Source organism: Cupriavidus necator, from assembly GCF_040578825.1.
GTDB lineage: Bacteria > Pseudomonadota > Gammaproteobacteria > Burkholderiales > Burkholderiaceae > Cupriavidus > Cupriavidus necator_E.
In genome coordinates, this window is sequence record NZ_JBEFLI010000026.1 from 58486 (window position 1) to 82732 (window position 24247).

Below are 24247 nucleotides of genomic sequence, written 5' to 3' on the forward strand. Positions count from 1 at the left end.
CCGCTGGTCGCGATGCGCAGGCATGGCGACATGGCATAAAACGAGGAGCAAAGAGGTGACGCAAGACCAGTTTGGCAAGCCGGACCGGATGATTCCGGTGCGCAGCGTGTTCGGCATCGATTCCGGCCTGATGGTGCCGGCGTTCAGCGCGCGCGACGACCACGTGCCGGAGATCGACCCGGCCTACCGTTTCCAGCCCGAGGTCACGCTGGCGATCCTGTCCGGCTTTATGCGCGACCGGCGCGTGATGGTGCAGGGCCTGCATGGCAGCGGCAAGTCGACCCATATCGAGCAGGTGGCCGCGCGGCTCAACTGGCCCTGCGTGCGCGTCAATCTCGACGGGCATATCAGCCGGCTTGACCTGGTCGGCAAGGATGCCATCGTGGTGCGCGACGGGCGCCAGGTGACCGAGTTCCAGGAAGGCATCGTGCCGTGGGCGCTGCAGCGCCCGGTGGCGCTGATCTTCGACGAATACGATGCGGGCCGGCCCGACGTGATGTTCGTGATCCAGCGCATCCTGGAGCGCGACGGCAAGTTCACGCTGCTCGACCAGAACCGCGTGATCCGGCCCCATCCGTCGTTCCGGTTGTTTGCCACCTCCAATACCGTGGGGCTGGGCAACACCAACGGCCTCTACCACGGTACACAGCTTCTCAATCATGCGCAGATCGACCGCTGGAACGTGGTCGCTACGCTGGATTACCTGCCGCATGAAGAGGAAGCCGGCATCGTGCTGGCGCGCGTGCCTGAGCTCGACAACGAGGCCGGCCGCGCGCTGGTCGATGCGATGGTGGCGCTGGCCGGCCTCACGCGCCGCGGGTTTGCTGCCGGCGACGTGTCGGCGCTGATGTCGCCGCGCACGGTGATCAGCTGGGCCGAGAACTGCCAGATTTTCCGCGATCCGGCGCTGGCGTTCCGCCTGACTTTCCTGAACAAGTGCGACGAGGCCGAGCGGCCGGTGGTGGCGGAGTATTACCAGCGTTGCTTCGGTCATCTGCCCGGGGAAGCTTCGGGCCTGCCCATCGAGCCGGAGTCCGCGCAATGAGCGCGGCCGCGGCCGCGCAGCAACTGCGCCGGCGCCAGCGGCAGGATGAACTGTCCGGCGCCGCGGTGCGCGCGCTGACGGGCGACGCCGCGCTGCATTTCCGCGACGGCCAGCTATGGCGCGCGATGCGGCCGGTGCCGCAGCATGCGCCGCACCTGCGTACCGATCCGGAAACCGATACCGCCACTTGCCTGCGCGGCGCCGCTGACGGCGCGGCGCTGCGCCAGGTGCATTCCGATGCCGCGCTGCATCGCCGGCTTTGCCCGTCCGATCCGGTCGAGCGCCTGGTGTTCGAACTGCTCGAGCAGCTGCGTTGCGAGACGCGCTTGCCGCGCGGCATGGCCGGCGTGGCGGCGAACCTGCGCCATCGCTTCCTGGCGTGGTCGCGGGCATTCCATCGCTCGGGGCTGACCGAGGGCCATCTCGGCATCCTGCTCTACACCGTGGCGCAGGTAGCATGGTCGCGACTGAGCGGCGAGCCGGTTCTGGAAGAGACCGAAGACTTGATCGAAGCCACGCGCGCAGCCATCGTGCCCGGGCTCGGCACTTCGCTGGCCGGGCTGCGCGCGCATCGGCATGACCAGTCGGCGTTTGCCGTGCATGCGCTGGCACTGGCGCGTGCGGTGGCGGACATGGTTCGAACGGAATCGCCTGGCGCCGGCGAAGAAGACAACAACGCCGCCTCCGCCGCGCGCGCGGGGTTTGCGCTGTGGCTCGACTTCGACGAACCGCCAGTGGAAGACTTCGCCCTTGCCGACAGCGGCCACAGCCGCGTCCTGGCCGAGGCCACCGATGGCTACCGCGTCTTCACCACCCGCTATGACCGCGAGGTGCGCGCCGCCACGCTGGTACGGCGCGCGCTGCTGGACGAGTACCGCACGCGGCTCGACGCCCGCATCGCCCGCGCCGGCGTCAACCTCGCACGACTCGCGCGCCGGCTGCGCGCGGCGCTGGCGCAACCGCGCGTGGACGGCTGGTCCTTCGGCGAGGAAAGCGGCCGCATCGACGGCCGCCGCCTGGCGCAACTGGTCAGCTCGCCCGCCGAACGCAGGCTCTTCCGCCGCGAAGCGCACAAGGCCCATGCCGATTGCGTCGTGGGCTTCCTGATCGATTGCTCCGGTTCGATGAAGGCGCAGGCCGAGCCGCTGACCCTGCTGCTCGACATGCTCGCCCGCGCGCTCGACCAGGCCGGCGTCGCCACCGAGGTGCTGGGCTTCACCACCAATGCCTGGAACGGGGGCCGCGCCCGCGCCGACTGGCTGGCGCGCGGCCGGCCGGCGCATCCCGGGCGGCTCAACGAGACCTGCCACATGGTGTTCAAGGACGCGCAGCGCAGCTGGCGCCGGGCCCGCACCGACATCGCCGCACTGCTCAAGGCCGACCTGTTCCGCGAAGGCGTGGATGGGGAGGCGGTTGAGTGGGCCTGCGCGCGCCTGCACGCCACCGGCAAGGCGCGCCGCATCCTGCTGGTGGTGTCCGACGGCAGCCCGATGGATACCGCGACCGGGCAGGCCAATGACGCCTGCTACCTCGACAACCACCTGAAGGCGGTGGTGGCGCGGCATGAGGCGCTGCGGGACGTTGAGGTGCTTGGACTGGGGGTAGGGCTGGATCTCAGTCCGTATTACCGGCACACGCTGGCGCTGGATTTGTCGCAGCCGGTGGATATGGCGATGCTGGATGAGGTGGCGGGGCTGGTCGGAGCACGGCGGCGGTGAGGTAGCCGGGTGTTGTTCGGTTTTTCAAGATGTACGCGTTACGCGTACATGACGGAAAGCTCATACAAGCTGCTCAGGTGTTTGGGTCATCGTAAGCCCCATGCCAACGCGGCTGCCTGGCGAGGGCTTCCGCTGTCAGCGATACTCAGCAGGTGCCCGCCACCACGATCACGCGCGCCCCGCCTCCTTCGGCTGCCACGACACCGCGATGTCGCCATTGATAAAGGTCTGGCAGGCCAGCCGGAACCCGGCGGCCAGCTCCGCCTCCGCCAGCAGCTTCTGTTCCTTCGGCTTGACCGCGTCGGTGTGCTCGTGGCCCTTTTCGATGCGGCACTTGCAGGTGCCGCACAATCCGCCGCCGCACTTGAACGGAATGCCGCCCTGTTCGCGCAGCGACACGCGCAGCAGGTTGCTGTTGGGCGGCGCGCTGACCGTCTTGCCGTGGTTGGTGAGGAAGGTGATCTGGATCATGGCGATGAATGGGTTGCGTGCGTGAGGGCCCGAGGATCAGCACCGCCCGCCCCCGGCGACCGGCGTGGGGACCAGGGTGATATCCATGCTGCCGAAGCTGGCCAGCTCGCGTAGCGCGGCGCGGGCGGCCTCCAGCGTGGCGTACTGGTCGAGGAACTTGGTCGACACCAGGTTGACGATGCCGGGCGGCGTTTCTTCCACCACCCGCACCTTGGTGGCGGCGCCCAGTTCCGCGATGACAAAGCGCGCGGTGCGCTTGCCGTAGAAGACGTAGTCGTACGCCTCGACCGCGGTCATGCCCGCGGTGGGCTCGGTGCGGAACTGGCCCGGGCGGCTGGTGAGCAGGACGAACATGTCAGGCGTGCGCGCTGGCCGTGGCCAGGGTGGCGGCGGTGATAGTCGCCGCGCCGGGCAGGTCGTCCTGCGCCAGTTCGATGTCGTGCTCGATCCAGAGCTGGCAGGCCAGCCGGTAACCCTGTTCGAGCCGCTCGCCGAGCTGCTTCTTTTCCTTCCAGTTGGGCGGCGGCAGGTGTTCGGCGCCGGCGATCACGCGGCAGGCGCACTTGGAGCACTTGCCCATGCCGCACTCGTAGCGCAGGTTGGGGTAGGGGAACTGGCGGATCCCGGCGCGGACCACCAGGTTGGTCTGGGGCTTGACCTCGTCGACAAAGGTCTGGCCCTGCTTGTGGAAAGTGACGGTCGGCATCGTGCGGTTCCTGCCGGATGGGCGCCCACCCGGCGTCAAGAGAATTCGGGGAAATCTGTTGGACCAGGCGGCGCTTGCAGCCGCCTACGACCACAACACCATGGCGGCTATGGTGGAGCAGGCCAGCCCGATCAGCACCGGGATCAGCAGCGCGCGCACCGCGTCCAGCACCGGCACCCGGGCGAAGCCGGCCACCGCAATCAGCGACGACCACGCCACCAGCGTGCCGCCACCGGTCCAGACCGCGCCCATCTGGCCAACAGCGGCCAGCGTGGCGGGGTCGAAGCCGACCACCGGGCCGAGGGCGCCGGCCAGCGTGCCGGTCAGCGGCAGGCCCGCGAAACCGGAGCCGTCGATGCCAGTGATCATGCCGACCAGCAGCACCCCGAAGGCGACCAGCACGTGGTTGTCCGGGATCATGTGCTGGTAGGCCTGGATCAGTTCGAACAGCAGGCTCGGCGCCTTGCCCGGCGGCAGGCCCAGGATCTGCGCGGCGGTTTCGCCGGCGCCGACGAAGAAGAAACCAGCGATCGGCAGCACCGATCCCATCGCCTTGAAGGCGAAGACGAAGCCGTCGGTGATGTGCTCCGGGCACACGTCGAGCATGCGGCGCGGGCCTTCGGCGGCCAGTGTCGCCAGCATCATCAGCACCGCCGCGACGCCGCCGACCAGCGCGGCCGCATCGCCGCCCTTGAGGTCCTGCACGCCGGTGCCCAGCTTGGGCAGCACCATGACGGCGACCACCGCGAGGAAAGCAACGGGCGTCACGATCGCGAAGCATTTCGACCACTTCACCCGGCGCCGGGCCACCATCGACAGGCTCGCTTCGATATTGCAGTCGGTGGCCAGCGGCTCGGCATGGGCGGTGCCCCTGGCGATCTCGGCCTTGTCGAAGGTGCCGCCGCCTTCCAGTGCCTCGGCGGTGCCGCCGGCGCGCGCCTGCCAGCGGTCGAGCAGGGTGCCGCAGGCGGGCACGATATGCTTGCGCATCGACAGGTAGGCCAGGCACAGCGCAATAGTGCCGGTGATGATCGACAGCGCCAGCGCGCGATCGGCCACCACCGCGGCGCTCACCGCCGCGCCGGCCGCCTTGGCACTGATGCCGGGCGCCACGCCGATCACATAGTCCGAGGAGAGCGCCATGCCCTGGCCGGCGATGGCAATCGCCATTGCGCCCGCCAGCGGCGGCAGCCCCGCCGCGATGGCGGCCGGCAGCAGGATCGCCGAGACCAGCGGCACGGCGGGGGTCGGCCAGAAGAACAGCGAGATGACGTAGGTGATGCCCGCCAGGATAAAGAACGCCGAATGCCCGTTCTTCATCACCACGCGGAAGGGCTCGACCATGCGGATGTCGGAGCGCAGCGTCTTGAGCGCATTGAGCAGCGCGGTCATGAACGCGATCACCAGGAAGATATTGAACAGCTCCTTGGCGGCAACCAGGCTCGCGGAAAACACCCCGCCCAGCGCCGAGACCGGGCTGCCGGTGAGGGCAAAGACGACCAGGGCGGTGCCAACGATGGAAGGGACGACAACATTGGCGCGCAGGATCATCGTCAGCACGATGACTGCTACCCCTGACAGATAGATCCAGTGCGCGGCACCGATCACGACTTGTTGTGACATGAAGACTCCCTGGGGGCGGAGGGGTTGTGGGGCCTCGGGTTCTCTGTCAGCCGCGGAACCCTTGGTGTCGGTATACTATATTCCGGCGCAAGCTCGCGACAACAGGTTTCTCATACGGACTTACGCCTAGATCAGACTGGTGCAAACCGCCAGAACACCGCACTTTTATTGGGCCTGCGACGATGCGAGCGGTGCACAGAGTTTGTCAGGCGCCCGCTGGTCAATGTAGACTGTATACCGCTTGGTGGCGGACGCGAAGTGCGAGCACTATAAGCAGGAGACGGGCCCCCTATGAGTCCGTCCCTCCGACGCGCTTCATTCGCGCCTTTCAAGCCGCTGTTCCGACCCTGCCATGACCGCTGCCTTGCCCGCCACGTTGTTCTCCCTGCTTCCCGCCGGCCTCTCCGTCTCCTCTTATCTATGGATGGGGGCGCTCATCCTCGTGGGCGCCTGCCTGCAAGGCGTGGGCGGGATCGGCTTTGCGATGCTTTCGGCACCGCTCGGGGCAATCTTCTTCCCCGACCTTGTGCCGGGACCGCTGCTGGCGATGGGCTGCTGTCTCTCTTTGATGGGTGCGCTGCGTGAGCGGGAGGCGATCGCGTGGCGCATCGCAGGCTTCGCCCTGATCGGGCGCGCGCTGGGCGGGGCGGCGGCGGTGCTGACCATGGCGTGGCTGGCGCCGGGCCCGCTGGGGGTGCTGTTCTCGGTATCGATACTCGCCGCCGTGGCACTGAGCCTGCTGGGCTGGCGGCTGCTGCCGACCTCGCCCAACGTGGCCATCGCCGGCACCCTGTCGGGCTTTATGGGAACGATCACCTCGGCCGGCGCGCCGCCGTTCGCGCTGGTCATGCAGCACATGGCGCCGGCACCGCTGCGCGCGACGATGGGTTGCATCCTGTCCGGGGGCGCGGTGCTGTCGCTCTCCATGCTGGCGCTGGCGGGGCGCTTCGGCTTGCCGCAACTGGTGCTGGCGGCGGCCCTTGCGCCATTCCTGTTTGCCGGCTTCGCGCTGTCGAACCGGTTGCGCGGGCACGTCTCGCCCGGGGCCGTGCGCCGGCTGCTGCTGGGTCTTTGCGCTGCCGGGGCGCTCGGTGTGCTCGGGCGCACTGCCTTTTCATGAGGCGCTGGCCCGCAGAGATCTCTGTCTTTCCCTGTCCCCATCCCACGCCATCACGCGCCTGCGCACGGCCGCCTGCACCACGCTCGCGGCGCAGCGGCTGGCGCGGCCGCGGCACGCAGGGCGTGCAAGGTATCGCCGCGCCAGCGGGACGACGACATCGTGATCTACAAATCAGTCGGCGTGGAGCTGGTAGACGTGGCACTGCGGGCTTCGCCTGGTCCCGGATCACTTGGCGCAGCGGAGCGTCGCGCCGCCTGAGAGCATCGCGCCGTCAGTCGCCGGGTAAACACTTACGTGATTAGTCAACGAAGCCCTTGTCGGCGCTACATTGCTGTATATAGTATACAACCATGCAAGGGCCGCTCGATTTACGAAGAGACCCCGGCATTCCACCCACCCACTCGCCCACATTGCCAACCAGGAGCCTCCGCCATGGCCGAACTGATGAACCGCGAAGCATTCCGTGCCGCCCTCGAAGAAGCCATCCAAGGCAAGAGCGCCAACAAGGCGCCGTTCAGCGTGGCCTGGGCCAGCGGCAAGCTGACCCGCGCCCATCTCGCACGCTGGGCCGAGAACCACTATCACTACGTCGGCCCGTTCGCGGATTACCTGGGCTACATCTACGCCCGCACGCCGGACCGCTATACCGAAGCCAAGGATTTCCTGCTTGCCAATATGTATGAGGAAGAAATCGGCGGCGACCGCCATACCGACCTGCTGATCCGCTTTGCGCAAGCCTGCGGCACCACCCGCGAGCGCGTGATCGATCCGGACAATATGTCGCCCACCACCCGCGGCCTGCAGAGCTGGTGCTACGCGGTGGCCATGCGTGAAGACCCGATCGTGGCAGTGGCCGGCCTGGTAGTCGGGCTGGAGTCGCAGGTGCCGTCGATCTACCGCAAGCAGACCCCGACGCTGCGCGACAAGTACCGGTTCACCGACGAGGAAGTCGAATTCTTCGACCTGCATATCGTCTCGGACGAGATCCACGGCGAGCGCGGCTACCAGATCGTGCTGGAGCACGCCAACACGCCGGAGCTGCAGCAGCGCTGCCTGAAGATCTGCGAGATCGGCGCGCAGATGCGGCTGCTGTATACGACGGCGCTCTATCACGACTACGTCGAGAAAGAACTGCCGCTGCCCGAACTCGACATGGCCGCCTGAGCGGCGCCTCGTTTCCGCCTCCCTACCGGATCGACGATGACCGTATTCCTCAACCATATCGACGGCGAATGGACGGCCTGCCAGTCCGGCCGCACCTTCGACAACGTCAACCCGGCCGACACCGCCGATATCGTGGGGCGCTTCCAGGCGTCTTCCGCGGTAGACGCGCAGGCGGCCGTCGCCGCCGCGGCGGCTGCGTTCGCCGGCTGGAAAAAGACCCCCGTGGGCAAGCGCGCCGCCATTCTCAACCGCGCCGCCGACCATCTTGAGGCCAACGCCGACAGCATCGCCGCCGAACTGACCCGCGAGGAAGGCAAGGCGCTGGCGCTGGCCCGCGATGAAGTCCTGCGCTCGGCCCAGACGCTGCGGTTCTACGCGGTGGAAGGGCAGACCTTCACTGGCGAGGTGTACCCGAACGACGACCCCGACCAGCTCGTCTACAGCCAGCGCGAGCCGCTGGGCGTGGTGACGGTGATTGCGCCGTGGAATTTCCCGGTGTCGATCCCGGCGCGCAAGATCGCGCCGGCGCTGGTGACCGGCAACACGGTGGTGTTCAAGCCGTCGTCCGAGGCGCCGCTGTCGGGCTACCGGCTGGCCGAGGCGCTGGTCAAGGCGGGCCTGCCCAAGGGCGTGCTGAATTTCATCACCGGCAGCGCGGCGGACATCGGCGCGGCCATCACCGAGGCGCCGGCCGTGCGGGCGATCTCGTTCACTGGCTCGTCGCGCGCCGGCGAGCAGATCCACCGCGCCGTGCCGCTGACCACGCGCACGCAGATGGAGCTGGGTGGCAAGAACCCGCTGATCGTGATGGAAGACGCCGACCTCGATCGCGCGGTCGACCTGACCATCAAGGGTGGCTTCTCGCTGTCGGGGCAGGCGTGCACCGGCACCAGCCGCGTACTGGTGGCGGAGTCGGTCAAGGCGGCATACACCGAACGCCTGCTGGCGAAGGTCGCCACGCTCAAGGTCGGCAGCGGCATGACGGCCGGCATGGACCTCGGGCCGCTGGCCTCGCACAAGCAGCTGGAAACGGTGCTGCGTTATATCGATATCGGCCAGTCCGAGGCGACGCTGCTGTGCGGCGGCGTGCGCCTCGCCGGCGGCGACTTCGACAAGGGCTACTACGTGGCGCCGACCGTGTTCACCGACGTGACCCAGCAGATGCGGATCGCGCGCGAGGAGATCTTCGGGCCGGTGATCGCCATCCTGGGCTTCACGGACTATGCCGACGCCATCGCCAAGGCCAACGACACCGAGTACGGGCTGGCGGCGGCCATCGTCACCAGCAACCCGCGCACCATCCACCACTTCGCCACGGACATCGAGGCGGGCACGGTCAAGGTCAACCGCACCACCACCGGCAACCTGGTCAACGCGCCGTTCGGCGGGGTGAAGCGCTCTAGCACTTCGACCTTCCGCGAGTCCGGCCGCACCGGGCTGGAGTTCTATACGCAGGTCAAGACGGTCTACCGCGGCGCGTGAGCCCGGCCGTTACAAGGAGTCAGAGAGACATGAAAACAGCCATCAAGCTGGAACTGCGCGAGGCGCGTCATATGGTTGCCGCGGCCATCCAACGCTCGGAGGAAATCGGCGTGCTGGAGTCGATCTGCGTGGTCGACGAGGGCGGCTACCCGCTCGCGCTCGAGCGCATGGACGGCGCCCGCATCACCGGGCCGCAGATCGCATGGAACAAGGCGTTCACGGCCGCGGGCCACAAGCGCTCCACGCATCTGTTCACTACGCCGCCCAACGGGCCGGCACTGCCGGGCAACGAGGCGTTCGGCATCCAGTGGAGTTTCGAAGGCAAGTTCGCCGCGTTCGTGGGCGGCTTCCCGATTGTCGTCAACGACGAGGTGATCGGCGGCATCGGCCTGTCGGGCGGCAACGGCGAGCAGGACACGCAGGCCGGGCTGGCCGCGCTGCAGGCGCTGGCCGAGCTGCTGGCGCCGCAGGATTTGAAGGTGCTGGTGCAGGCCGATATCAAGAAGTAAGCTCGATTGCGCGGAGGTGTCCATGTCGTACCGCATCCAGATCGCCGAAACGCAGCAGGTCTTTTTCGTTGAACGCGGCGAGACGCTGCTGCAGGCCGCGCAGCGCGCCAGCATCGCGTTGCCGCACGATTGCCAACTGGGTGGTTGCCGCACCTGCCGCATCCGGCTGCTCGAGGGGCGGGTCCGCTACGACGAGGAACCGTTCGGCCTGGCGCCGGACGAGGCTGCGGCCGGCTATGCGCTGGCCTGCCAGGCGCAGCCGCTGGGCGACCTCGTGATCAGCCCGGCACGCGAGGACGAGGCCTGCGCCGGGCCCGCGCGTTATCGGGCACTGGTGCAGGCTGTGCGCCCGTTGTCGGCTGACGTCTTGCACATCGAACTGGAAGTGCCGGACGCGGGGGCCCTTGACTATCGCCCCGGCCAGTACCTGAAGCTGCTGAGCGCGGACGGGCGCGCGCGCAGCTTCTCGATGGCCTCGGTGCCGCGCGACGGACGGGTCGACCTGCACGTGCGGCGCATTCCGGGCGGCGCCTTCACCGATGGCATCCTGCCGCGGATGAAGGCGGGCGACACCATTGATGTCGAACTGCCGCTCGGCACCTTCTTCTACCGCGCGAAGGATTACCGGCCGCTGCTGATGGTGGCCACCGGCACCGGGCTGGCGCCGATCAAGGCGATCCTCGAATCGCTGATGGACGATCCCGACTGCCCGCCGGTGTCGCTCTACTGGGGCATGCGCCAGCCGGAAGACCTGTACCTGCACGCCGATATCCCCGCGTGGGGCGAACGGCTGTACGACTTCCAGTACGTGCCCGTCCTGTCCCGCGCCGGCGCCGGGTGGCAGGGGCGACGCGGCTACGTGCACGATGCGGCGCTGGCCGACCTGGGCGATCTGAGCGAGCATGCCATCTATTTGTGCGGTTCCCCCAACATGGTTCGTGACGCGCGCTCCGCTTTCCTGGCGCGTGGGGCTAGTCCGGATCACATCTATGCCGACAGCTTCACCTTCCAGCGGGATTGATAAGACATTGCTCGGTATACAGCTGGAGGCCTGGTATACAATAACGCCAGCCTTTCCGCTTACGCCTCTGCCGACCCATGTCCATCCCTCCGTCTCCTGCCGCGCCCACCGAGCCGCTGAGCCTCGGTGCCAGCCACTCGCCGCTGTTCGCCCTTGTCACCGACAAGCTGCGCGAAGGCATCCTGAACGGCAAGTACGCTCCTGGCGAACGGCTGGTGGAGAACAAGCTGTCGGCGGAACTGGGCGTGTCGCGCATTCCCGTGCGCGAGGCGCTGCGCGCGCTGGCCAGCGAAGGGCTGGTGCTGATCGAGCCGCGCCGCGGCGCGTCGGTGGCCAGCCTGTCGCCGGTGATCGCGCGGGAGATGGTGGAGGTGCGCGCCACGCTGGAAGGCCTCAACGCCAAGCTGGCCGCACAGCGCCGCGACCCGGCGCTGGTTGCCCAACTGGAGACCGTGCTGCGCCAGGGCATGGAGGCCGCCGCGCAGGGCCGCGCCGATGAACTGCTCGCCCTGAATAGCCGCTTCCATGAAGTGCTCGGCACCATTGCCGCCAACAGCGTGCTGCAGGAAATGATGCGCTCGCTGCGCGAGCGCACCGCCGTGCTGTTCGGTCCGGCCAACGTGGTGCGCGCGCGCCAGAACTGGGACGAGCACGCGCAGATCCTGCAGGCCGTGATCGCGGGGGATGCCGACCTTGCCGCGCTGCTGGCGGCGCGCCATGTCTACAGCGCCGCCAAGGCGGCCGACCTGCCGGTGGAAGGGCAGGGCAGGGCGCAGGCGGCCTGAGGGCGTTGCGCCCGGCCGGTTCCCAACGTGGTGCCTGATCGCTCCAGGCCGGTTCCATTGAAATAAGCCTTCCCCATATCGGCGGCGGCGTACGCCGCGCCGGATTTCCTGCTGCGCCATCGGGCGCCGACATCTTAGTTCCCTGCCAGCCTCTTCATTGCCTGCCCGGCAATTGGGCGTTGCGCGCCCCGTCATGACGCATTGCACCAATATGTGTATACTGTAGGCATTCCAGAAAATAGGGATTTACCATGCAGTCGCCCGAGCAACGCTATCTCTCGCAACCCGTCGGCCAGCAACTGCTGCGCCACTTTGCCGCGCGCGATGCCGTCCGCCATGCCACGCCGCTCCTTCCGCTGCGCCTGCGCGATATCGGCCGCTTCTTCCTGGCCCTCCGCGGCCGCGCGCCGCGCCATGGTCATTGCTGATCCAGCCTGATTGACACGACGGCGCCATCGCGCCGCCGCTGCCTCCCGGCGCGCGTCCTGCCCGCCGACTACTCTCCCCAGCTGTCCACCACCGCTGCGCCGTCCAGCGCGCCTGCGCACGCCATATTCGTCTTGCTCTCTGCGCAGGAGTGAATATAGTATACCAACGCACCGCAGTACTTCCCGAAGCCTGTCCTATACGCCCCCACCGCGTCCCATTGCTGGCGCGGTTAACGACAAGGAATCAACGTGAACCTGCCCGACCGGAGTGCCGGCGGTTTTCCGCCGCTATGGGAGGTGGCACAGCAGCTCGCTGCCGGCCAGGTCTCCTCGGTGGAACTGGTGGACGCCTGCGAAGCGGCCTGGTGCGACTGGCACGGCGTCATCAACGCGCTGGTACGGTCGGACTTTGCCGCCGCCCGCGCCGCGGCGCTTGAAAGCGACCGCCGCCGCCGCGCGGGGCAGTCACGCGGCGTGCTCGATGGCGTGCCGTTCTCGGTCAAGGAATCGTTCGATGTGGCCGGCTGGCCGACCACCTGCGGCAATCCGGCATTGCAGGACCGCGCGGCCCAGCGCGACGCCGTGGTAGTGCAGCGCCTGCGCGAGGCCGGCGCCGTGCTGCTCGGCAAGACCAACGTCCCGCTTGGCCTGCGCGACTGGCAGAGCTACAACGCCATTTACGGCACGACCCGCAATCCGCGCGATCCGTCGCGCACGCCGGGCGGCTCGTCCGGCGGCAGCGCAGCGGCGGTGTGCGCTGGCTTGTCGTATTTCGATGTCGGATCCGATATCGGCTCCTCACTGCGCAACCCGGCCCACTACTGTGGCGTCTTCTCGCTCAAGCCCAGCCACGGACTGGTGCCGCTGGCCGGTCACGGCACCGGTCCGGCCCGCTTCGGCGAACAGGACATCAACGTAGCCGGCCCGCTGGCACGCAGCGCGCGCGACCTCGAACCGGTGCTGCGCGCCATCGCCGGTCCCGACGGCGACGATGCGCTCGCGTACCGCCTCGACCTGCCAGCTTGCCCGCACCGCCGGCTGGCTGACTTCCGTGTTGCAGTGCTGCCCACCCATGCGCAGGCCGAAGTCGACGGCGAGGTCGCTGCGCAGATCGAACAGCTCGGCCACTGGCTGGCCGGGCAGGGCGCCCGCGTGGACTGGCACGTGCGTCCTGACTTTGACGCCGCCGAACTGTGGTACGTCTACGTGACCCTGCTGCGGGCCACCACCGCGGTGCACATGGACGACGCCGCTTATGCCGATGCGCTGGCCCACAGCGCCGCCGCCGCCGCGGACGACCATTCCTATGCCACGCTCCAGTACACCGGCGCGACGCTGAGCCACCGCGACTGGCTGCGCCTGCAAGCCGCCCGGGAGCGCTTCGCTGCGGCCTGGCGCCGCTTCTTCTCGGGCTATGACGTACTGCTGTGCCCCGCCGCGGCCACCACGGCCTTCGCGCTGAACGAGGTTGGCGAGCCCTGGCAACGAAGCGTTACCGTCAACGGCCGCGCGCAGCCGGTGACCACGCAACTGTTCTGGGCCGGACACTCCGGACTGTGCGGGCTGCCTTCGGCGGTCGCGCCCATCGGACCCGGCACCAGCGGCCTGCCGGTCGGCGTGCAGATTGTCGCCGGCCGCTACCAGGACCTTACCGCCCTGCGCTTCGCCAGCCTGCTGGAAGACGCGGGCCACGCCTTCCGGCCCCCGCCGCGGCCGACCACTTTGCCGGCGGACCACCACAACTAAGACAACAGACCACAGGGAGGAAGCATGTTCGACTGGTTCCGCGAATTGTCGCGCATGGAGCGCAAGGGCTTCTATGGCGCGTTCCTGGGGCATGCGGTCGATGTATTCGACTTCATGATCTATTCATTCCTCATCTCCACGTTGCTGGGGCAATGGGGCATGAGCAAATCGACGGCCGGCGCCATCGTCACCTGGACGCTGGTGTCGTCGCTGGTGGGCGCGATCGGGGCCGGCATCCTGGCCGACCGCTACGGGCGGGTGCGTGTGCTGCGCTGGACCATCGTGGTGTTCGCGGGGGCCTGCTTCCTGTGTGGTCTGGCGCAGTCCCCGGAGCAGCTGATGGTGTTCCGCATGATCCAGGGCCTGGGATTCGGCGGCGAGTCGTCGCTGTGCATGGTGCTGGTGACGGAGATGATCCGCAACCCGGCCCACCGCGGCAAATACTCGGGCTTTACCGCCAGCAGTTATTCGTTCGGCTGGGGCGCGGCGGCCATCGTGTACGCCATCGCCTTCAGCGTGCTGCCGGCGGAAACGGCCTGGCGGGTCTGCTTCTTCCTCGGCATTCTGCCGGCGCTGGTGGTGGTCTACCTGCGCCGCAACCTGGAGGAGCCGGAGATCTTCCTGAAGAGCCGGGCAGCGGGCCGGCAGGGGTCGGCACTGGCGGGGCTCGGCCGGCTGTTCCGCGGGGCGTTGCTGCCCAAGACGCTGCTGTGCAGCCTGCTGTCCGGCGGCATGCTGGGCGCGTACTACGCCATCGCCACGTGGTTGCCGACCTTCCTGAAGACCGAACGTGGCCTGTCGGTGTTCGGCACCAGTTCGTACCTCGCGGTGACCATCATCGGGTCCTTGATCGGGTATGTGGCAGGCGCCTATGCCACCGACCGCTGGGGGCGGCGGCTGACCTATATCGTCTTCGCGGCCGGGGCATTCGTGATCGCCGTGATCTACATGGTGATCCCGGTGTCGAACACGTCGATGCTGTTCCTCGGCTTCCCGCTGGGCATCCTGATGCAGGGCGTCTTCTCGGGCATCGGGGCGACGATCTCGGAGTCTTATCCCAACGATATCCGGGCGACGGGGTATGGCGTGTCGTATAACGCGGGGCGGGTGATCGGCTCGCTGTTCCCGCTGTCGGTCGGGTGGCTGAGCACGGGCCAGACCTCGCTGCCGATCGCGATCGCCATCGTGGCGGGGGTCGGCTATGCGATGGTCGTGGTCGCAGCAGTGCTGCTGCCCGAGACCACGGGCATGGATCTCGGACAGGCCGGCGGCGGGGACGAGGAGGAAGCCGCACCGCTGGCGCGGCCGGCGGGGACGGTCGCCTGAGGGCGTTGGGGGTAAGGGCGCACCGCGGCGCCCTTACCGCATCCAGCCCGAGATCGCCGGCAACATCAGGCTGACCCCGATCCCGATCAACACCCCGAACGCCACCCGCCGCGTCGTGGTCGGGGAACACGGCGGCGGAAAACGCCGCCCCAGCAGCGTGGCGATCACCACCACCGGCACACCGACCGCGGCCTGCAGCCAGATCGTGGCATCCAGTTGCCCCTGCCAGGCCGAAAACAGCGTACGCACGGTGGAAGTCACGGTAAAGACCAGGATCAGCGCGCAGCGGATCTCCACCGGCTTCATCGGCTGCCGGTAGAACTGGAAGATCAGCGGCGGCCCGGAGACGCCGAACATGCCGCTCAGCAACCCGCCGAAGACCCCGCTCATGAAGAAGCTGCCGTCACCGGAGCGTTGCGGCAGCGGGGCGGGTTTGAGCGCGGCGCTGAGGCCGCCGTACAGGATCACTGCGCCCAGCAGCCATTGCAGCAGCGTGGCGGCACTGGTGCTCAGGTATTCGAGCACCAGCACGCCGACCACCACCGAGGGCAGGATACCGATCGCCGCCGCGCCTACCGCTCGCCAGTCGATATGCTGCAGCTTGCCGGGAAGCGCGCAGGCGCTGTTGGCCAGCGTGACCAGGCTCACCACGGCGGCCACCGTGGCCACGGGCGCCAGCCCGAGGCCGCTGGTGGCGCCCATCACGATCATGCCGAGGCCAAAGCCGGTCACCGTCTGGAAGTAGGTGCCGGCGCCGAGCAGGGCCTGCAGTCCCAGCAACGGCAGCAACAGTTCTGCCTTCATGCCGCCTGCTCGCCCTTGGTTGCCTGTTGAGCATGCGCTTGCACCACGGTCACGGCGATCACATGGAAGGCATCGTCGGCGCTGCAGCCGCGCGACAGGTCGTTGGCGGGCTTGTTCAGTCCCTGCAGCATCGGCCCGATGGCCTTGGCGCCACCGAGGCGCTCGGCGAGCTTGTAGCCGATATTGCCCGCTTCCAGGTTGGGAAACACCAGCACGTTGGCGCGGCCATTGACCTGCGAATGCGCGACCTTGCGCGCGGCGATGTCGGCGACGATGGCGGCGTCGAGCTGCACGTCGCCGTCGATGGCGAGCGCCGGGCGCTGCGCGCGCACGCGTTCGGTGGCGGCGACTACCTTGTCCACTGCCGCATGCGCGGCGCTGCCGCTGGTGGAGAACGACAGCATCGCCACGCGCGGTTCCTCCATCAGCAGCGCGCGCGCGCTGTCGGCGGCGGCCATGGCGATATCGGAGAGGGCTTCCGCATCCGGGTCCACTACCAAACCACAGTCAGAAAAGATCAGCCCGCCCTTGAGCGTATGGAAGGGCTCGCACAGCATCATCAGGAAGAAGCTCGACACCAGCCGGAAGCCGGGCGCCAGCCCGATCAGCTGGATCGCGTTGCGCACCACGTCGGCGGTGGTGTGGGCGGCGCCTGCCACCGAACCGTCGGCGTGGCCCAGGCGCACCATCAGGTTGGCGAAGCACAGCGGCTCGAGCACGGCGCGTTTGGCTTCATCCAGCGTCATGCCTTTCTTCTGGCGCAGGGCAAAGAGTTGCTGCGCGAAGGAGGGTGCCAGTGCCGAGGTCGTCGGATCGACCAGCACCGTGCCGGCCAGCTCGATGCCGTGGATGGCCGCAGCGGCGTGGATCTGGCGGATGTTGCCGACCAGTACGATATGGGCGATGCCTTCCTGCGTGGCGCGTTGTGCGGCCTGCAGGATGCGCGGGTCTTCGGCCTCGCACAGCACGATGCGGCGAGGGGCGGCGCGGGCGCGGTCGATGATGCGGTGGAGGGGTTTCATGGTCTTCTTCCAGAAATGAAGAAAAGGGCCGAAGCCCTTGCTATGCCGGTGGTTTGCTCCCCTCTCCCGCAAGCGGGAGAGGGAGTTACACCCTCAGCATGCAGAGTGCAACAGCCTGATCAGACGTAGTCCTTGTACTTGTCCAGATACCGCACCGGCTTGGCCAGCGCATCGCGGCGGAACGGATCCCCCAGCTCACGCGTGCACATGATCTCGATGATCGTGGTCTTGCCATGATTCATCTGCAGGTCGATGGCGCGCTTCAGTGCCGGGCCCACGTCTTCCAGCCGATCCACCACGATGCCTTCGGCACCCATCGCCTTGGCGATGCCGGCAAAGCTCTGGTTATCCAGCTCGCCCGCGACGAAGCGGCGGTTGTAGAAGTCCACCTGGTTCTTCTTCTCCGCGCCCCACTGGCGGTTGTGGAACACCACCGCGGTCACCGGGATGTTGTGGCGCACGCAGGTCATGGTTTCCATCAGGCTCATGCCCCAGGCGCCGTCACCGGCGTACGACACCGCCGGGCGGTGCGGTGCCGCCACCTTGGCGCCGATGATGGTCGGGAAGGCGTAGCCGCAGTTGCCCCAGCTCATCGCCGCAAAGAAGCTGCGCGGCTTCTCGAAGCGCAGGTAGCTGTTGGCCACCGAGTTGATGTTGCCGATGTCGGTGGACACCATCACGTCTTCCGGCATGGCCTGTTCCAGCTCGCGCAGGACCTGGCGCGGATGCAGGTAGTGGCCGCCGGTGGGCGTGCGCTCTTGCTTCTGCTCTTCGATCATGTCCAGGCTGTACGGGTCGCGCTCATGCGTCCAGTCGTCCAGCTCCTTCTCCCACGCGGCCTTCTCGCTGGCGATATCGGTGGCGCGGGCGTCGCGGGTGGCGTCGCAGGCCAGTGTGCGGCCGGCCAGGCGCTCGGTCAGCGCGATCGCGGCGGCCTTGGCGTCGCCGCAGATGCCCACCGAGATCTTCTTCACCAGGCCCAGCATCTTGTGGTCGGCGTCGATCTGGATGATCTTGGCGTTCTTCGGCCAGTAGTCCATGCCGTGCTGCGGCAGCGTGCCGAACGGCCCCAGGCGCGAGCCCAGCGCGATCACCACGTCGGCGCGCGAGATCAGCTTCATCGCAGCCTTCGAGCCCTGGTAGCCCAGCGGGCCGCACCACAGCGGGTGGCTGGCGGGGAACGAGTCGTTATGCAGGTAGCTGTTGACCACCGGCGCGCCCAGGCGCTCGGCGAGCGCCTTGCACTCTTCCACCGCATCGGCCATCACCACGCCGCCGCCCGAGATGATCACCGGGAACTTCGCGTTGGCCAGCAGCTCGGCCGCGTCGTTCAGGCTCTGCTCGCCGCCGGGGCCGCGATCGAGGCGGCGCGGCTGCGGGATCTCGGCGTTGATCTTGCCGTAGAAGTGGTCGCGCGGGATGTTGAGCTGGGTCGGGCCCATCTCGGCCATGGCGCGGTCGAAGCAGCGCGCGGTGAACTCGGCCATGCGCGCCGGGTTGGTGACGTGGCCCTGGTACTTGGTGAACTCCTGGAACATCGGCAGCTGGTTGGCTTCCTGGAAGCCGCCCAGGCCGATGCCCATGGTGCCGGCCTCGGGCGTGACGATCACCACCGGGCTGTGGGCCCAGTACGCGGCGGCGATCGAGGTCACGCAGTTGGAAATGCCGGGGCCGTTCTGGCCGATCACCACGCCGTGCCGGCCCGACACGCGGGCGTAACCGTCGGCCATGTGGCCGGCGCCCTGCTCGTGCACCACCGGGATCAGCCGGATGCCGGCCGGCGCGAAGATGTCCATCGCATCCATGAAGGCAGAGCCCATGATGCCGAACATGTCGGTCACGCCATTGGCGGCCAGCGTTTCGACAAAGGCTTCGGACGGGGTCATGGTCTGCGGGCCGGCCGGCACCTGGCTCTCCTTCGCGGCGGACGAGCCACCGGAAACGGCGGGATGCGAGGTGGTTTCAAGGTCGCGCATGGCGTGGTCTCCTGATGAGGGTGTTATAAAGTGGAACCAAACGTTCCGGAAACTTGTTTGTTGGGGGAAATGTAGGCGGAAGACTGCTGGCCGTCAATGAAAAGTTTTGTTTTACGGAATGAAATGAAGTAAAAAACGAGACAATGTGCCTTGGAAAGCGGTGCATAGGCCACTAACACGTCCACCGCATCGAGATTTCGGCGTTAGCGAGAAGAAAAAGCGAGACAGCGCAGCGCCGGTTGGGAAACCGGCGCTGGCCAGGTGGGGGGATGGAAGGCGGGATGCCGGCGGCTCAGGCCGCCGGCGCAGAGAGGAATCGGCGCGCCGTCAGGAGGCGCTCAAGCGCCCGAGAGCGCTTCGAGCACCGGCAGGTTGCCTTCGCCAAAGCCATCGTGGCCGTCGCGCTGGACGATCTCAAAGAAGAACTCGCCGGCCTCGCGCTTCACGAATGCCTGCTGGAAGCGCTCGCGCGTGCCGTCGCCGCGCGCCGCGCCGTCGGCGAGGATGCCGTAGCGCTGCAGCGCGCCGAGGTCCAGGCCATGGCCGGGCAGGCGCGTGTCGACCGAATCGTAGTAGGCCGCCGGGGGCAGCACGAACTGCACGCCGTTGCCCGCCAGTGCCGCGGCGCTGGCGAGTATGTCGGCGCTGGCCAGCGCAATATGCTGGATGCCCTCGCCGTGCTGGTCCGACAGGTAGTGGCGCATCTGGTCGTGGCGCGTGGTGCCTTTCTCGTACAGCGGAATGCGGATGCGCCCGCACGGCGACACCAGCGCACGCGGCTCGCTGGTCCCGTCGATCTCGCGGAAGCCCAGCACCTTGCGGTAGAACTCCAGCCATTCGCCGAGGTGGCCGGGTTCGACCGCCTGCGTCAGGTGGTCGACGCGCAGCAGGCCGGCGCCAGGGGCATGGCCAGGCTGCGGTAGCGGCCGGAAGTCGACGTCGTAGATCGAGATATCGCCCACGTCGCCCGGCCGTCCCTCCTTGCCGCGCCAGCGGTCGATGAAATAGAGAATCGACTGGCCGATGCCCTGGATCGCGGGGATATTGAGCTCCATCGGCCCCACCGCCCCGCCCTCGAACGGCCACGCGCCGGCTTCCAGCGCGCGGGCAAAGGCGGCCGCGGCATCGTGCACGCGGATGCCGATGGCGCAGATCGACAAGCCGTACTCGCTGGCATAGCGTGTCGCGAACGAATCCGGCTCGGCATCGACGATGAAATTCATTTCGCCCTGCCGGTACAGCTTCACCGCCTTGTGGCGGTGGCGGGCGATGGCGGCAAAGCCGAAGCGTTCGAGGGTGCGGCCCAGCGCGGCCGGGTCGGGCGAGGCGAATTCGATGAACTCATAGCCCTGGATGCCCAGCGGGTTGTCCCAGGGCTGGGAGTCATCGGGGGAATCGTCCGCGCGCGGGGAAAGGACGTCTGCGGCGCTCATTGTCATTGGCTCCTGTGGGGTGGCAAGGGAACGGTGCCAGGCCGTGGCGGCGTCGATGGATCATAGCAACGCCCCCGGGGCGGATTCCCTGCGGTCAGGGGCAACGGTACTTCGTAGAAACCCGAACTGCGCGCCTTTATCGCGCATATGCGTTCACTGATCGCGCAATATGATGCAAGCGGCGCTTGGCGTTGCCCCGAACGACCTCTAATCTCCGGGTCAACCAAACGCGCCCCGGCCCTCCGCCAGCCCCTCTCTGACGGCGGATGCCAGGGCAACGCCCCGGAATCCACGCACATCATGATCAACGGCAAGACCACGCTTATCCCGCATCTTGGCTATCCGACGGAGTCGTTCAAGGCGCCGATGATCTACAACCCCTGGTTCGCACAGCAGCGCATCGACGCCGTGGTGGTGCCGATGGGCGTCAGGCCCGATGACTATGCCGACGTCTTCCGCGCGCTGTTCCGCCTGGCCAATATCCGCGGCGCGCTGGTGACCATGCCGCACAAGGTGGCCACGATGGAGCTGGTGGACGAGCTCACGCCCGCGGCCCGCATCGCCGGCGCCTGCAACGCCGTACTGCGGCGCGACGACGGCACGCTGGTCGGCGACCAGTTCGACGGCGCGGGCTTTGTGCGCGGCATGCTGCGCAAGGGCTGCCGGCTGCAAGGTGCGCGCGCCATCGTCTCAGGCAGCGGCGGCGTGGGCAGTGCGATCGCCGCGTCGCTGGCCGAAGCGGGCGTGGCGGAACTGGCGCTGTTCGATGCCCGCGAGGGCACCGCCCGCGCGCTGTCCCGGCGCCTGGCCGAGTACTACCCTGCGCTGCGCGTCAGCACCGGCTCGGCCGATCCGGATGGCTTCGACGTGGTGGTCAACGCGACGCCGCTCGGCATGCAAGCCGGCGACCCGCTGCCGTTCGACGTCGCGCGCATTGCGCCCGGCGCCATGGTGGGCGAGGTGGTGATGAAGCATGAATACACTCCCTTCCTGGAAGCCGCACTGGCGCGCGGCTGCAAGGTCCAGGTGGGTACCGACATGCTGTTCGAGATGATCCCGGCCTACCTTGAGTTCTTTGGCTACGGCACGGCCACACCCGACGCGCTGCGCGCGGTCGCGCAGATCCGGTATTGAAGGGCGCCTGCCCTGATCAAGCGCCGAGCGGATGCCAGCAGACAAAGGCACGCCGGCAAGCACTTCCTATCCATTGGTGGAGACAGACAAGATGACAACGACTCACAAGGAGCTGCCGGCAGGCGCCACGCCCCCGGCGCCCGGCAACTCGCTCGGCGACAAGGTGCGCGCCGCCTTTGCCCTCGGCAAGGTGCGCTGGGGCATGCTGGCGCTGGTGTTCTTCGCGACCACGCTGAACTACATCGACCGCGCCGCGCTTGGCGTGCTGCAGCCGGTGCTGGCCAAGGCCATGTCCTGGACCGCGCAGGATTACGCCAATATCAACTTCTGGTTCCAGGTGGGCTACGCCATCGGCTTTGCGCTGCAGGGGCGGTTTATCGACATGGTCGGAGTCAAGCGCGCCTTCGCGCTGGCGGTGCTGCTGTGGAGCATCGCCTGCGGCGCGCATGCCTTTGCGGCCTCGGCGGTCGGCTTCATGATCTGCCGCTTCTTCCTGGGCTTGTCCGAAGCGGCCAACTATCCCGCCTGCGTCAAGACCACGCGCATCTGGTTCCCGGCAAGCGAGCGCGCCATCGCCACCGGCATCTTCAATGCCGGCACCAATGTCGGCGCCATGCTCACGCCGATCATGCTGCCGCTGATCATGCAGGCCTGGGGCTGGCAGGCCGCCTTCCTGGTCATCGCTTCGCTGGGCGCGGTATGGCTGGTGTTCTGGTATGCCCGCTACCACAACCCGGAGCAGCACCCCACGGTCAGCGCCACCGAACTGGCCCACGTCACGCGCGACGTTGAGCCGCCGCCGCACCGCATCCGCTATTCGCAGATCCTGCGCATGCGCGGCACCTGGGCTTTCGCGCTGGCCTACGCCATCACCGCGCCGGTGTTCTGGTTCTACCTGTACTGGCTGCCGCCGTTCCTGAACCAGCAGTACCAGCTCGGCATCAGCGTCACGCAGATGGGCATCCCGCTGATCGTCATCTACCTGGCTGCCGACGTGGGCAGCGTGGGCGGCGGCGCGTTGTCGTCGTGGCTGATCGCCCGCGGCATGCCGGCGGTGCGTGCGCGCCTGCTGTCGATGCTGGTGTTCGCGGCCTGCATTGTCTCGGTGGTGATGGCCGCCGGCGCCAGCAGCCTGTGGATGGCCGTGGCCGCGATCTCGATCGCGATCGGCGCGCACCAGGCATGGACCGCCAATATCTGGAGCATGGTGATGGACTACACGCCCAAGCATGTGGTCAGCTCGGTGTTCGGCTTCGGCGGGATGATCGGCGCCATCGGCGGCATGTTCATGACGCAGCTGGTCGGCTACGTGCTGACCGCCACGAACAACAACTACGCGGTGCTGTTCACGATGATCCCGTGCGCGTATTTCATCGCGCTTACATGGCTGTTCTTCCTCGCGCCGCGCAAGGTGCCGGAAGTCGCCTGACGCCTTTCGATGCGGCAGGACCCGGCGGGGCGTTCGCCCTGCCGCCAATAAAACACAGAGACAAAGCTTCCGATGCAAAAACAACTGATTGCGCTGCTCGCGCTGGGCGCGGGCAGTCTGCCAGCGTTCGCCCAGAATTCCGGTGGCGTCACGCTTTACGGCCTGCTGGATACCACCATCCGCTACAGCACCCATGAAGACGCTGCCGGCCACAGCCGCACGCAGATGACCGACGGCGTGCTGACCGGCAGCCGCTGGGGCCTGCGCGGCACCGAGGATCTCGGCGGCGGCAACAAGGCCTGGTTCATCCTGGAGTCGGGCTTCTCGCCCGACACCGGCACCAGCCAGCAGGGCGGGCGTCTGTTCGGGCGCACTGCCGTGATCGGGCTAGAGGGCGGCTACGGCAAGCTGGCGCTCGGGCGCCAGTACACGCTGGCCCATGAGGTGCTGTCGTCCTACGAGGCCATGGCCTTTGCCAACAACTCCATCGTCGGCTACCAGGGCGGCAACTACACCGGGCTGCGCTACGACAACACCGTCAAGTACATCAAGAGCTTCGGCGGCCTGCAGGTGGCCGCGGCCTACACCTTCGGCGAGGTGCCCGGCAGCATCAGGAGCGGCTCGGCCGCGGCCGGCTCGCTGGTCTACAGTTCCGGGCCTCTGGAGATCGGCGCGGTGTACCAGCAGACGCACAACGTGACCTCGGCCTTCTTCGGCGCGGTGCCCGCGGCGCAGGCCAGCAAGCAGACGGTGTGGGGCGTGGGTGGGACGTGGAAGGCGCAGCGGGCGCAGTACTACCTCGGCTATACCAACAACCGGCTCGATGCGGCGGACTATCGCAACAACGTGGGCTATGTGGGCGCGCGCTTCAACCTGACGGATGCGCTGGCATTTATCGGCACCGTGCAATATGACTGGCTGCGGCATGCGGGGCAGGGCGGCAAGCGGCTGACCACGGCAGGCATGCTGGACTACAGCTTCAGCAAGCGGACCGATGTGTACCTGGAGGTGGATTACACCCATCTGCAGGGGCAGTGGATTGCGTTGAACAGTGCGGCGGCGTTTGCCAACAGCGGGAATACTTATGGCAATGCGTCACGGATTGGCGTGATGGCGGGGGTGCGGCATAAGTTTTGATGGGCCGCTTGTTTGAAGACGGTCGCGCATTGCGATCCGCTGCCCAGTCCCGCAAGCCGGCTCCCTCTCCCGCTTGCGGGAGAGGGGAGCAAACCGCCGGCATGCTGAGGCTCGTTGCAGGACTCAAGCTCTTCCGGGCTCCGCCTGCCCACCCACCCCCTGCACCAA

Annotated in this window: 22 protein-coding genes; 14 read left to right on the forward strand and 8 right to left on the reverse strand. The window is 67.7% G+C overall.

The genetic code is table 11. The features are described from left to right. The first annotated feature begins 22 nt into the window (after positions 1 to 22). Together AB1I47_RS15085 and AB1I47_RS15090 are read left to right on the forward strand one after the other, a co-directional pair. The gene (locus AB1I47_RS15085) at positions 23 to 1045 is read left to right on the forward strand and encodes an AAA family ATPase (RefSeq protein ID WP_354684550.1); all 1023 of its coding nucleotides are present in this window, start codon (positions 23 to 25) and stop codon (positions 1043 to 1045) included. Then, positions 1042 to 2763: a cobaltochelatase CobT-related protein gene (locus AB1I47_RS15090; protein WP_354684551.1), complete on the forward strand. Its 1722-nt coding sequence runs from the start codon at positions 1042 to 1044 to the stop codon at positions 2761 to 2763. The genes AB1I47_RS15085 and AB1I47_RS15090 overlap by 4 nt, the downstream gene beginning before the upstream one ends. Before the next feature lie 168 nt (positions 2764 to 2931). On the opposite strand, the gene AB1I47_RS15095 is transcribed toward AB1I47_RS15090, so the two are convergent. From AB1I47_RS15095 to AB1I47_RS15110, 4 genes are all read right to left on the reverse strand, one after another. Next, the gene (locus AB1I47_RS15095; RefSeq protein WP_354684552.1) at positions 2932 to 3234 is read right to left on the reverse strand and encodes a 2Fe-2S iron-sulfur cluster-binding protein; all 303 of its coding nucleotides are present in this window, start codon (positions 3232 to 3234) and stop codon (positions 2932 to 2934) included. Positions 3235 to 3270: 36 nt separating this feature from the next. Then, complete coding sequence (locus AB1I47_RS15100) at positions 3271 to 3588, reverse strand: ferredoxin (RefSeq protein ID WP_354684553.1); 318 nt, start codon at positions 3586 to 3588, stop codon at positions 3271 to 3273. Between the two features lies 1 nt (position 3589). Continuing rightward, positions 3590 to 3940: a 2Fe-2S iron-sulfur cluster-binding protein gene (locus tag AB1I47_RS15105; protein ID WP_354684554.1), complete on the reverse strand. Its 351-nt coding sequence runs from the start codon at positions 3938 to 3940 to the stop codon at positions 3590 to 3592. 84 nt (positions 3941 to 4024) lie between these two features. Beyond that, on the reverse strand, positions 4025 to 5563 hold the full coding sequence (locus tag AB1I47_RS15110; protein WP_354684555.1) for a hypothetical protein: 1539 nt from the start codon (positions 5561 to 5563) through the stop codon (positions 4025 to 4027). A gap of 424 nt (positions 5564 to 5987) precedes the next feature. Here AB1I47_RS15110 and AB1I47_RS15115 point away from each other — a divergent pair, with 424 nt between their 5' ends. The 9 genes from AB1I47_RS15115 to AB1I47_RS15155 all read left to right on the forward strand — a co-directional run bounded on the left by AB1I47_RS15115 (position 5988) and on the right by AB1I47_RS15155 (position 15144). Next, on the forward strand, positions 5988 to 6683 hold the full coding sequence (locus AB1I47_RS15115; protein WP_354684570.1) for a sulfite exporter TauE/SafE family protein: 696 nt from the start codon (positions 5988 to 5990) through the stop codon (positions 6681 to 6683). Between the two features lie 432 nt (positions 6684 to 7115). Then, positions 7116 to 7847, forward strand: coding sequence for an iron-containing redox enzyme family protein (locus tag AB1I47_RS15120; protein WP_354684556.1), 732 nt, complete (start codon positions 7116 to 7118; stop codon positions 7845 to 7847). A 36-nt stretch (positions 7848 to 7883) separates the two neighbouring features. Beyond that, positions 7884 to 9329 carry an aldehyde dehydrogenase family protein gene (locus AB1I47_RS15125; RefSeq protein WP_354684557.1) on the forward strand — a complete coding sequence of 482 codons (1446 nt, stop codon included), beginning with the start codon at positions 7884 to 7886 and terminating at the stop codon, positions 9327 to 9329. Positions 9330 to 9358: 29 nt separating this feature from the next. Then, entirely contained in the window at positions 9359 to 9838 is a 480-nt protein-coding gene (locus AB1I47_RS15130) for a GlcG/HbpS family heme-binding protein (RefSeq protein WP_354684558.1), read from the forward strand. Between the two features lie 22 nt (positions 9839 to 9860). Beyond that, positions 9861 to 10859: a 2Fe-2S iron-sulfur cluster-binding protein gene (locus AB1I47_RS15135; RefSeq protein ID WP_354684559.1), complete on the forward strand. Its 999-nt coding sequence runs from the start codon at positions 9861 to 9863 to the stop codon at positions 10857 to 10859. Positions 10860 to 10936: 77 nt separating this feature from the next. Continuing rightward, positions 10937 to 11644: a GntR family transcriptional regulator gene (locus tag AB1I47_RS15140; RefSeq protein ID WP_407935846.1), complete on the forward strand. Its 708-nt coding sequence runs from the start codon at positions 10937 to 10939 to the stop codon at positions 11642 to 11644. A gap of 251 nt (positions 11645 to 11895) precedes the next feature. Then, positions 11896 to 12072, forward strand: a complete 177-nt coding sequence (locus AB1I47_RS15145) for a hypothetical protein (protein ID WP_354684560.1) — start codon at positions 11896 to 11898, stop codon at positions 12070 to 12072. Between the two features lie 249 nt (positions 12073 to 12321). Next, complete coding sequence (locus AB1I47_RS15150; RefSeq protein WP_354684561.1) at positions 12322 to 13818, forward strand: amidase; 1497 nt, start codon at positions 12322 to 12324, stop codon at positions 13816 to 13818. Positions 13819 to 13842: 24 nt separating this feature from the next. Continuing rightward, the gene (locus tag AB1I47_RS15155) at positions 13843 to 15144 is read left to right on the forward strand and encodes an MFS transporter (protein WP_354684562.1); all 1302 of its coding nucleotides are present in this window, start codon (positions 13843 to 13845) and stop codon (positions 15142 to 15144) included. Positions 15145 to 15177: 33 nt separating this feature from the next. On the opposite strand, the gene AB1I47_RS15160 is transcribed toward AB1I47_RS15155, so the two are convergent. The 4 genes from AB1I47_RS15160 to AB1I47_RS15175 form a co-directional block, all read right to left on the reverse strand. Next, positions 15178 to 15948: a sulfite exporter TauE/SafE family protein gene (locus AB1I47_RS15160; RefSeq protein WP_354684563.1), complete on the reverse strand. Its 771-nt coding sequence runs from the start codon at positions 15946 to 15948 to the stop codon at positions 15178 to 15180. Then, positions 15945 to 16970 (reverse strand): phosphate acetyltransferase, encoded by a 1026-nt coding sequence (pta, locus tag AB1I47_RS15165; RefSeq protein WP_354684564.1) that lies wholly within the window; start codon positions 16968 to 16970, stop codon positions 15945 to 15947. The genes AB1I47_RS15160 and pta overlap by 4 nt, the downstream gene beginning before the upstream one ends. 119 nt (positions 16971 to 17089) lie before the next feature. After that, the gene (xsc, locus tag AB1I47_RS15170; RefSeq protein ID WP_354684571.1) at positions 17090 to 18856 is read right to left on the reverse strand and encodes a sulfoacetaldehyde acetyltransferase; all 1767 of its coding nucleotides are present in this window, start codon (positions 18854 to 18856) and stop codon (positions 17090 to 17092) included. A 428-nt stretch (positions 18857 to 19284) separates the two neighbouring features. After that, the gene (locus AB1I47_RS15175; protein WP_354684565.1) at positions 19285 to 20379 is read right to left on the reverse strand and encodes a 4-hydroxyphenylpyruvate dioxygenase family protein; all 1095 of its coding nucleotides are present in this window, start codon (positions 20377 to 20379) and stop codon (positions 19285 to 19287) included. Positions 20380 to 20679: 300 nt separating this feature from the next. On the opposite strand from AB1I47_RS15175, the gene AB1I47_RS15180 reads away from it, so the two are divergent. The 3 genes from AB1I47_RS15180 to AB1I47_RS15190 all read left to right on the forward strand — a co-directional run bounded on the left by AB1I47_RS15180 (position 20680) and on the right by AB1I47_RS15190 (position 24079). Further along, complete coding sequence (locus tag AB1I47_RS15180) at positions 20680 to 21513, forward strand: shikimate dehydrogenase family protein (protein WP_354684566.1); 834 nt, start codon at positions 20680 to 20682, stop codon at positions 21511 to 21513. Between the two features lie 91 nt (positions 21514 to 21604). Continuing rightward, the gene (locus tag AB1I47_RS15185; protein WP_354684567.1) at positions 21605 to 22942 is read left to right on the forward strand and encodes an MFS transporter; all 1338 of its coding nucleotides are present in this window, start codon (positions 21605 to 21607) and stop codon (positions 22940 to 22942) included. Between the two features lie 72 nt (positions 22943 to 23014). Further along, positions 23015 to 24079, forward strand: coding sequence for a porin (locus AB1I47_RS15190; protein WP_354684568.1), 1065 nt, complete (start codon positions 23015 to 23017; stop codon positions 24077 to 24079). Positions 24080 to 24247: the final 168 nt, after the last annotated feature.

Bases quoted from the DNA above. Each gene is read 5' to 3' on its own strand.
- AB1I47_RS15085 (WP_354684550.1), top strand. From the start codon at position 23: ATGGCGACATGGCATAAAACGAGGAGCAAAGAGGTGACGCAAGACCAG.
- AB1I47_RS15090 (WP_354684551.1), top strand. From the start codon at position 1,042: ATGAGCGCGGCCGCGGCCGCGCAGCAACTGCGCCGGCGCCAGCGGCAG.
- AB1I47_RS15095 (WP_354684552.1), bottom strand. From the start codon at position 3,234: ATGATCCAGATCACCTTCCTCACCAACCACGGCAAGACGGTCAGCGCG.
- AB1I47_RS15100 (WP_354684553.1), bottom strand. From the start codon at position 3,588: ATGTTCGTCCTGCTCACCAGCCGCCCGGGCCAGTTCCGCACCGAGCCC.
- AB1I47_RS15105 (WP_354684554.1), bottom strand. From the start codon at position 3,940: ATGCCGACCGTCACTTTCCACAAGCAGGGCCAGACCTTTGTCGACGAG.
- AB1I47_RS15110 (WP_354684555.1), bottom strand. From the start codon at position 5,563: ATGTCACAACAAGTCGTGATCGGTGCCGCGCACTGGATCTATCTGTCA.
- AB1I47_RS15115 (WP_354684570.1), top strand. From the start codon at position 5,988: ATGGGGGCGCTCATCCTCGTGGGCGCCTGCCTGCAAGGCGTGGGCGGG.
- AB1I47_RS15120 (WP_354684556.1), top strand. From the start codon at position 7,116: ATGGCCGAACTGATGAACCGCGAAGCATTCCGTGCCGCCCTCGAAGAA.
- AB1I47_RS15125 (WP_354684557.1), top strand. From the start codon at position 7,884: ATGACCGTATTCCTCAACCATATCGACGGCGAATGGACGGCCTGCCAG.
- AB1I47_RS15130 (WP_354684558.1), top strand. From the start codon at position 9,359: ATGAAAACAGCCATCAAGCTGGAACTGCGCGAGGCGCGTCATATGGTT.
- AB1I47_RS15135 (WP_354684559.1), top strand. From the start codon at position 9,861: ATGTCGTACCGCATCCAGATCGCCGAAACGCAGCAGGTCTTTTTCGTT.
- AB1I47_RS15140 (WP_407935846.1), top strand. From the start codon at position 10,937: ATGTCCATCCCTCCGTCTCCTGCCGCGCCCACCGAGCCGCTGAGCCTC.
- AB1I47_RS15145 (WP_354684560.1), top strand. From the start codon at position 11,896: ATGCAGTCGCCCGAGCAACGCTATCTCTCGCAACCCGTCGGCCAGCAA.
- AB1I47_RS15155 (WP_354684562.1), top strand. From the start codon at position 13,843: ATGTTCGACTGGTTCCGCGAATTGTCGCGCATGGAGCGCAAGGGCTTC.
- AB1I47_RS15160 (WP_354684563.1), bottom strand. From the start codon at position 15,948: ATGAAGGCAGAACTGTTGCTGCCGTTGCTGGGACTGCAGGCCCTGCTC.
- pta (WP_354684564.1), bottom strand. From the start codon at position 16,970: ATGAAACCCCTCCACCGCATCATCGACCGCGCCCGCGCCGCCCCTCGC.
- xsc (WP_354684571.1), bottom strand. From the start codon at position 18,856: ATGACCCCGTCCGAAGCCTTTGTCGAAACGCTGGCCGCCAATGGCGTG.
- AB1I47_RS15175 (WP_354684565.1), bottom strand. From the start codon at position 20,379: ATGAGCGCCGCAGACGTCCTTTCCCCGCGCGCGGACGATTCCCCCGAT.
- AB1I47_RS15180 (WP_354684566.1), top strand. From the start codon at position 20,680: ATGATCAACGGCAAGACCACGCTTATCCCGCATCTTGGCTATCCGACG.
- AB1I47_RS15185 (WP_354684567.1), top strand. From the start codon at position 21,605: ATGACAACGACTCACAAGGAGCTGCCGGCAGGCGCCACGCCCCCGGCG.
- AB1I47_RS15190 (WP_354684568.1), top strand. From the start codon at position 23,015: ATGCAAAAACAACTGATTGCGCTGCTCGCGCTGGGCGCGGGCAGTCTG.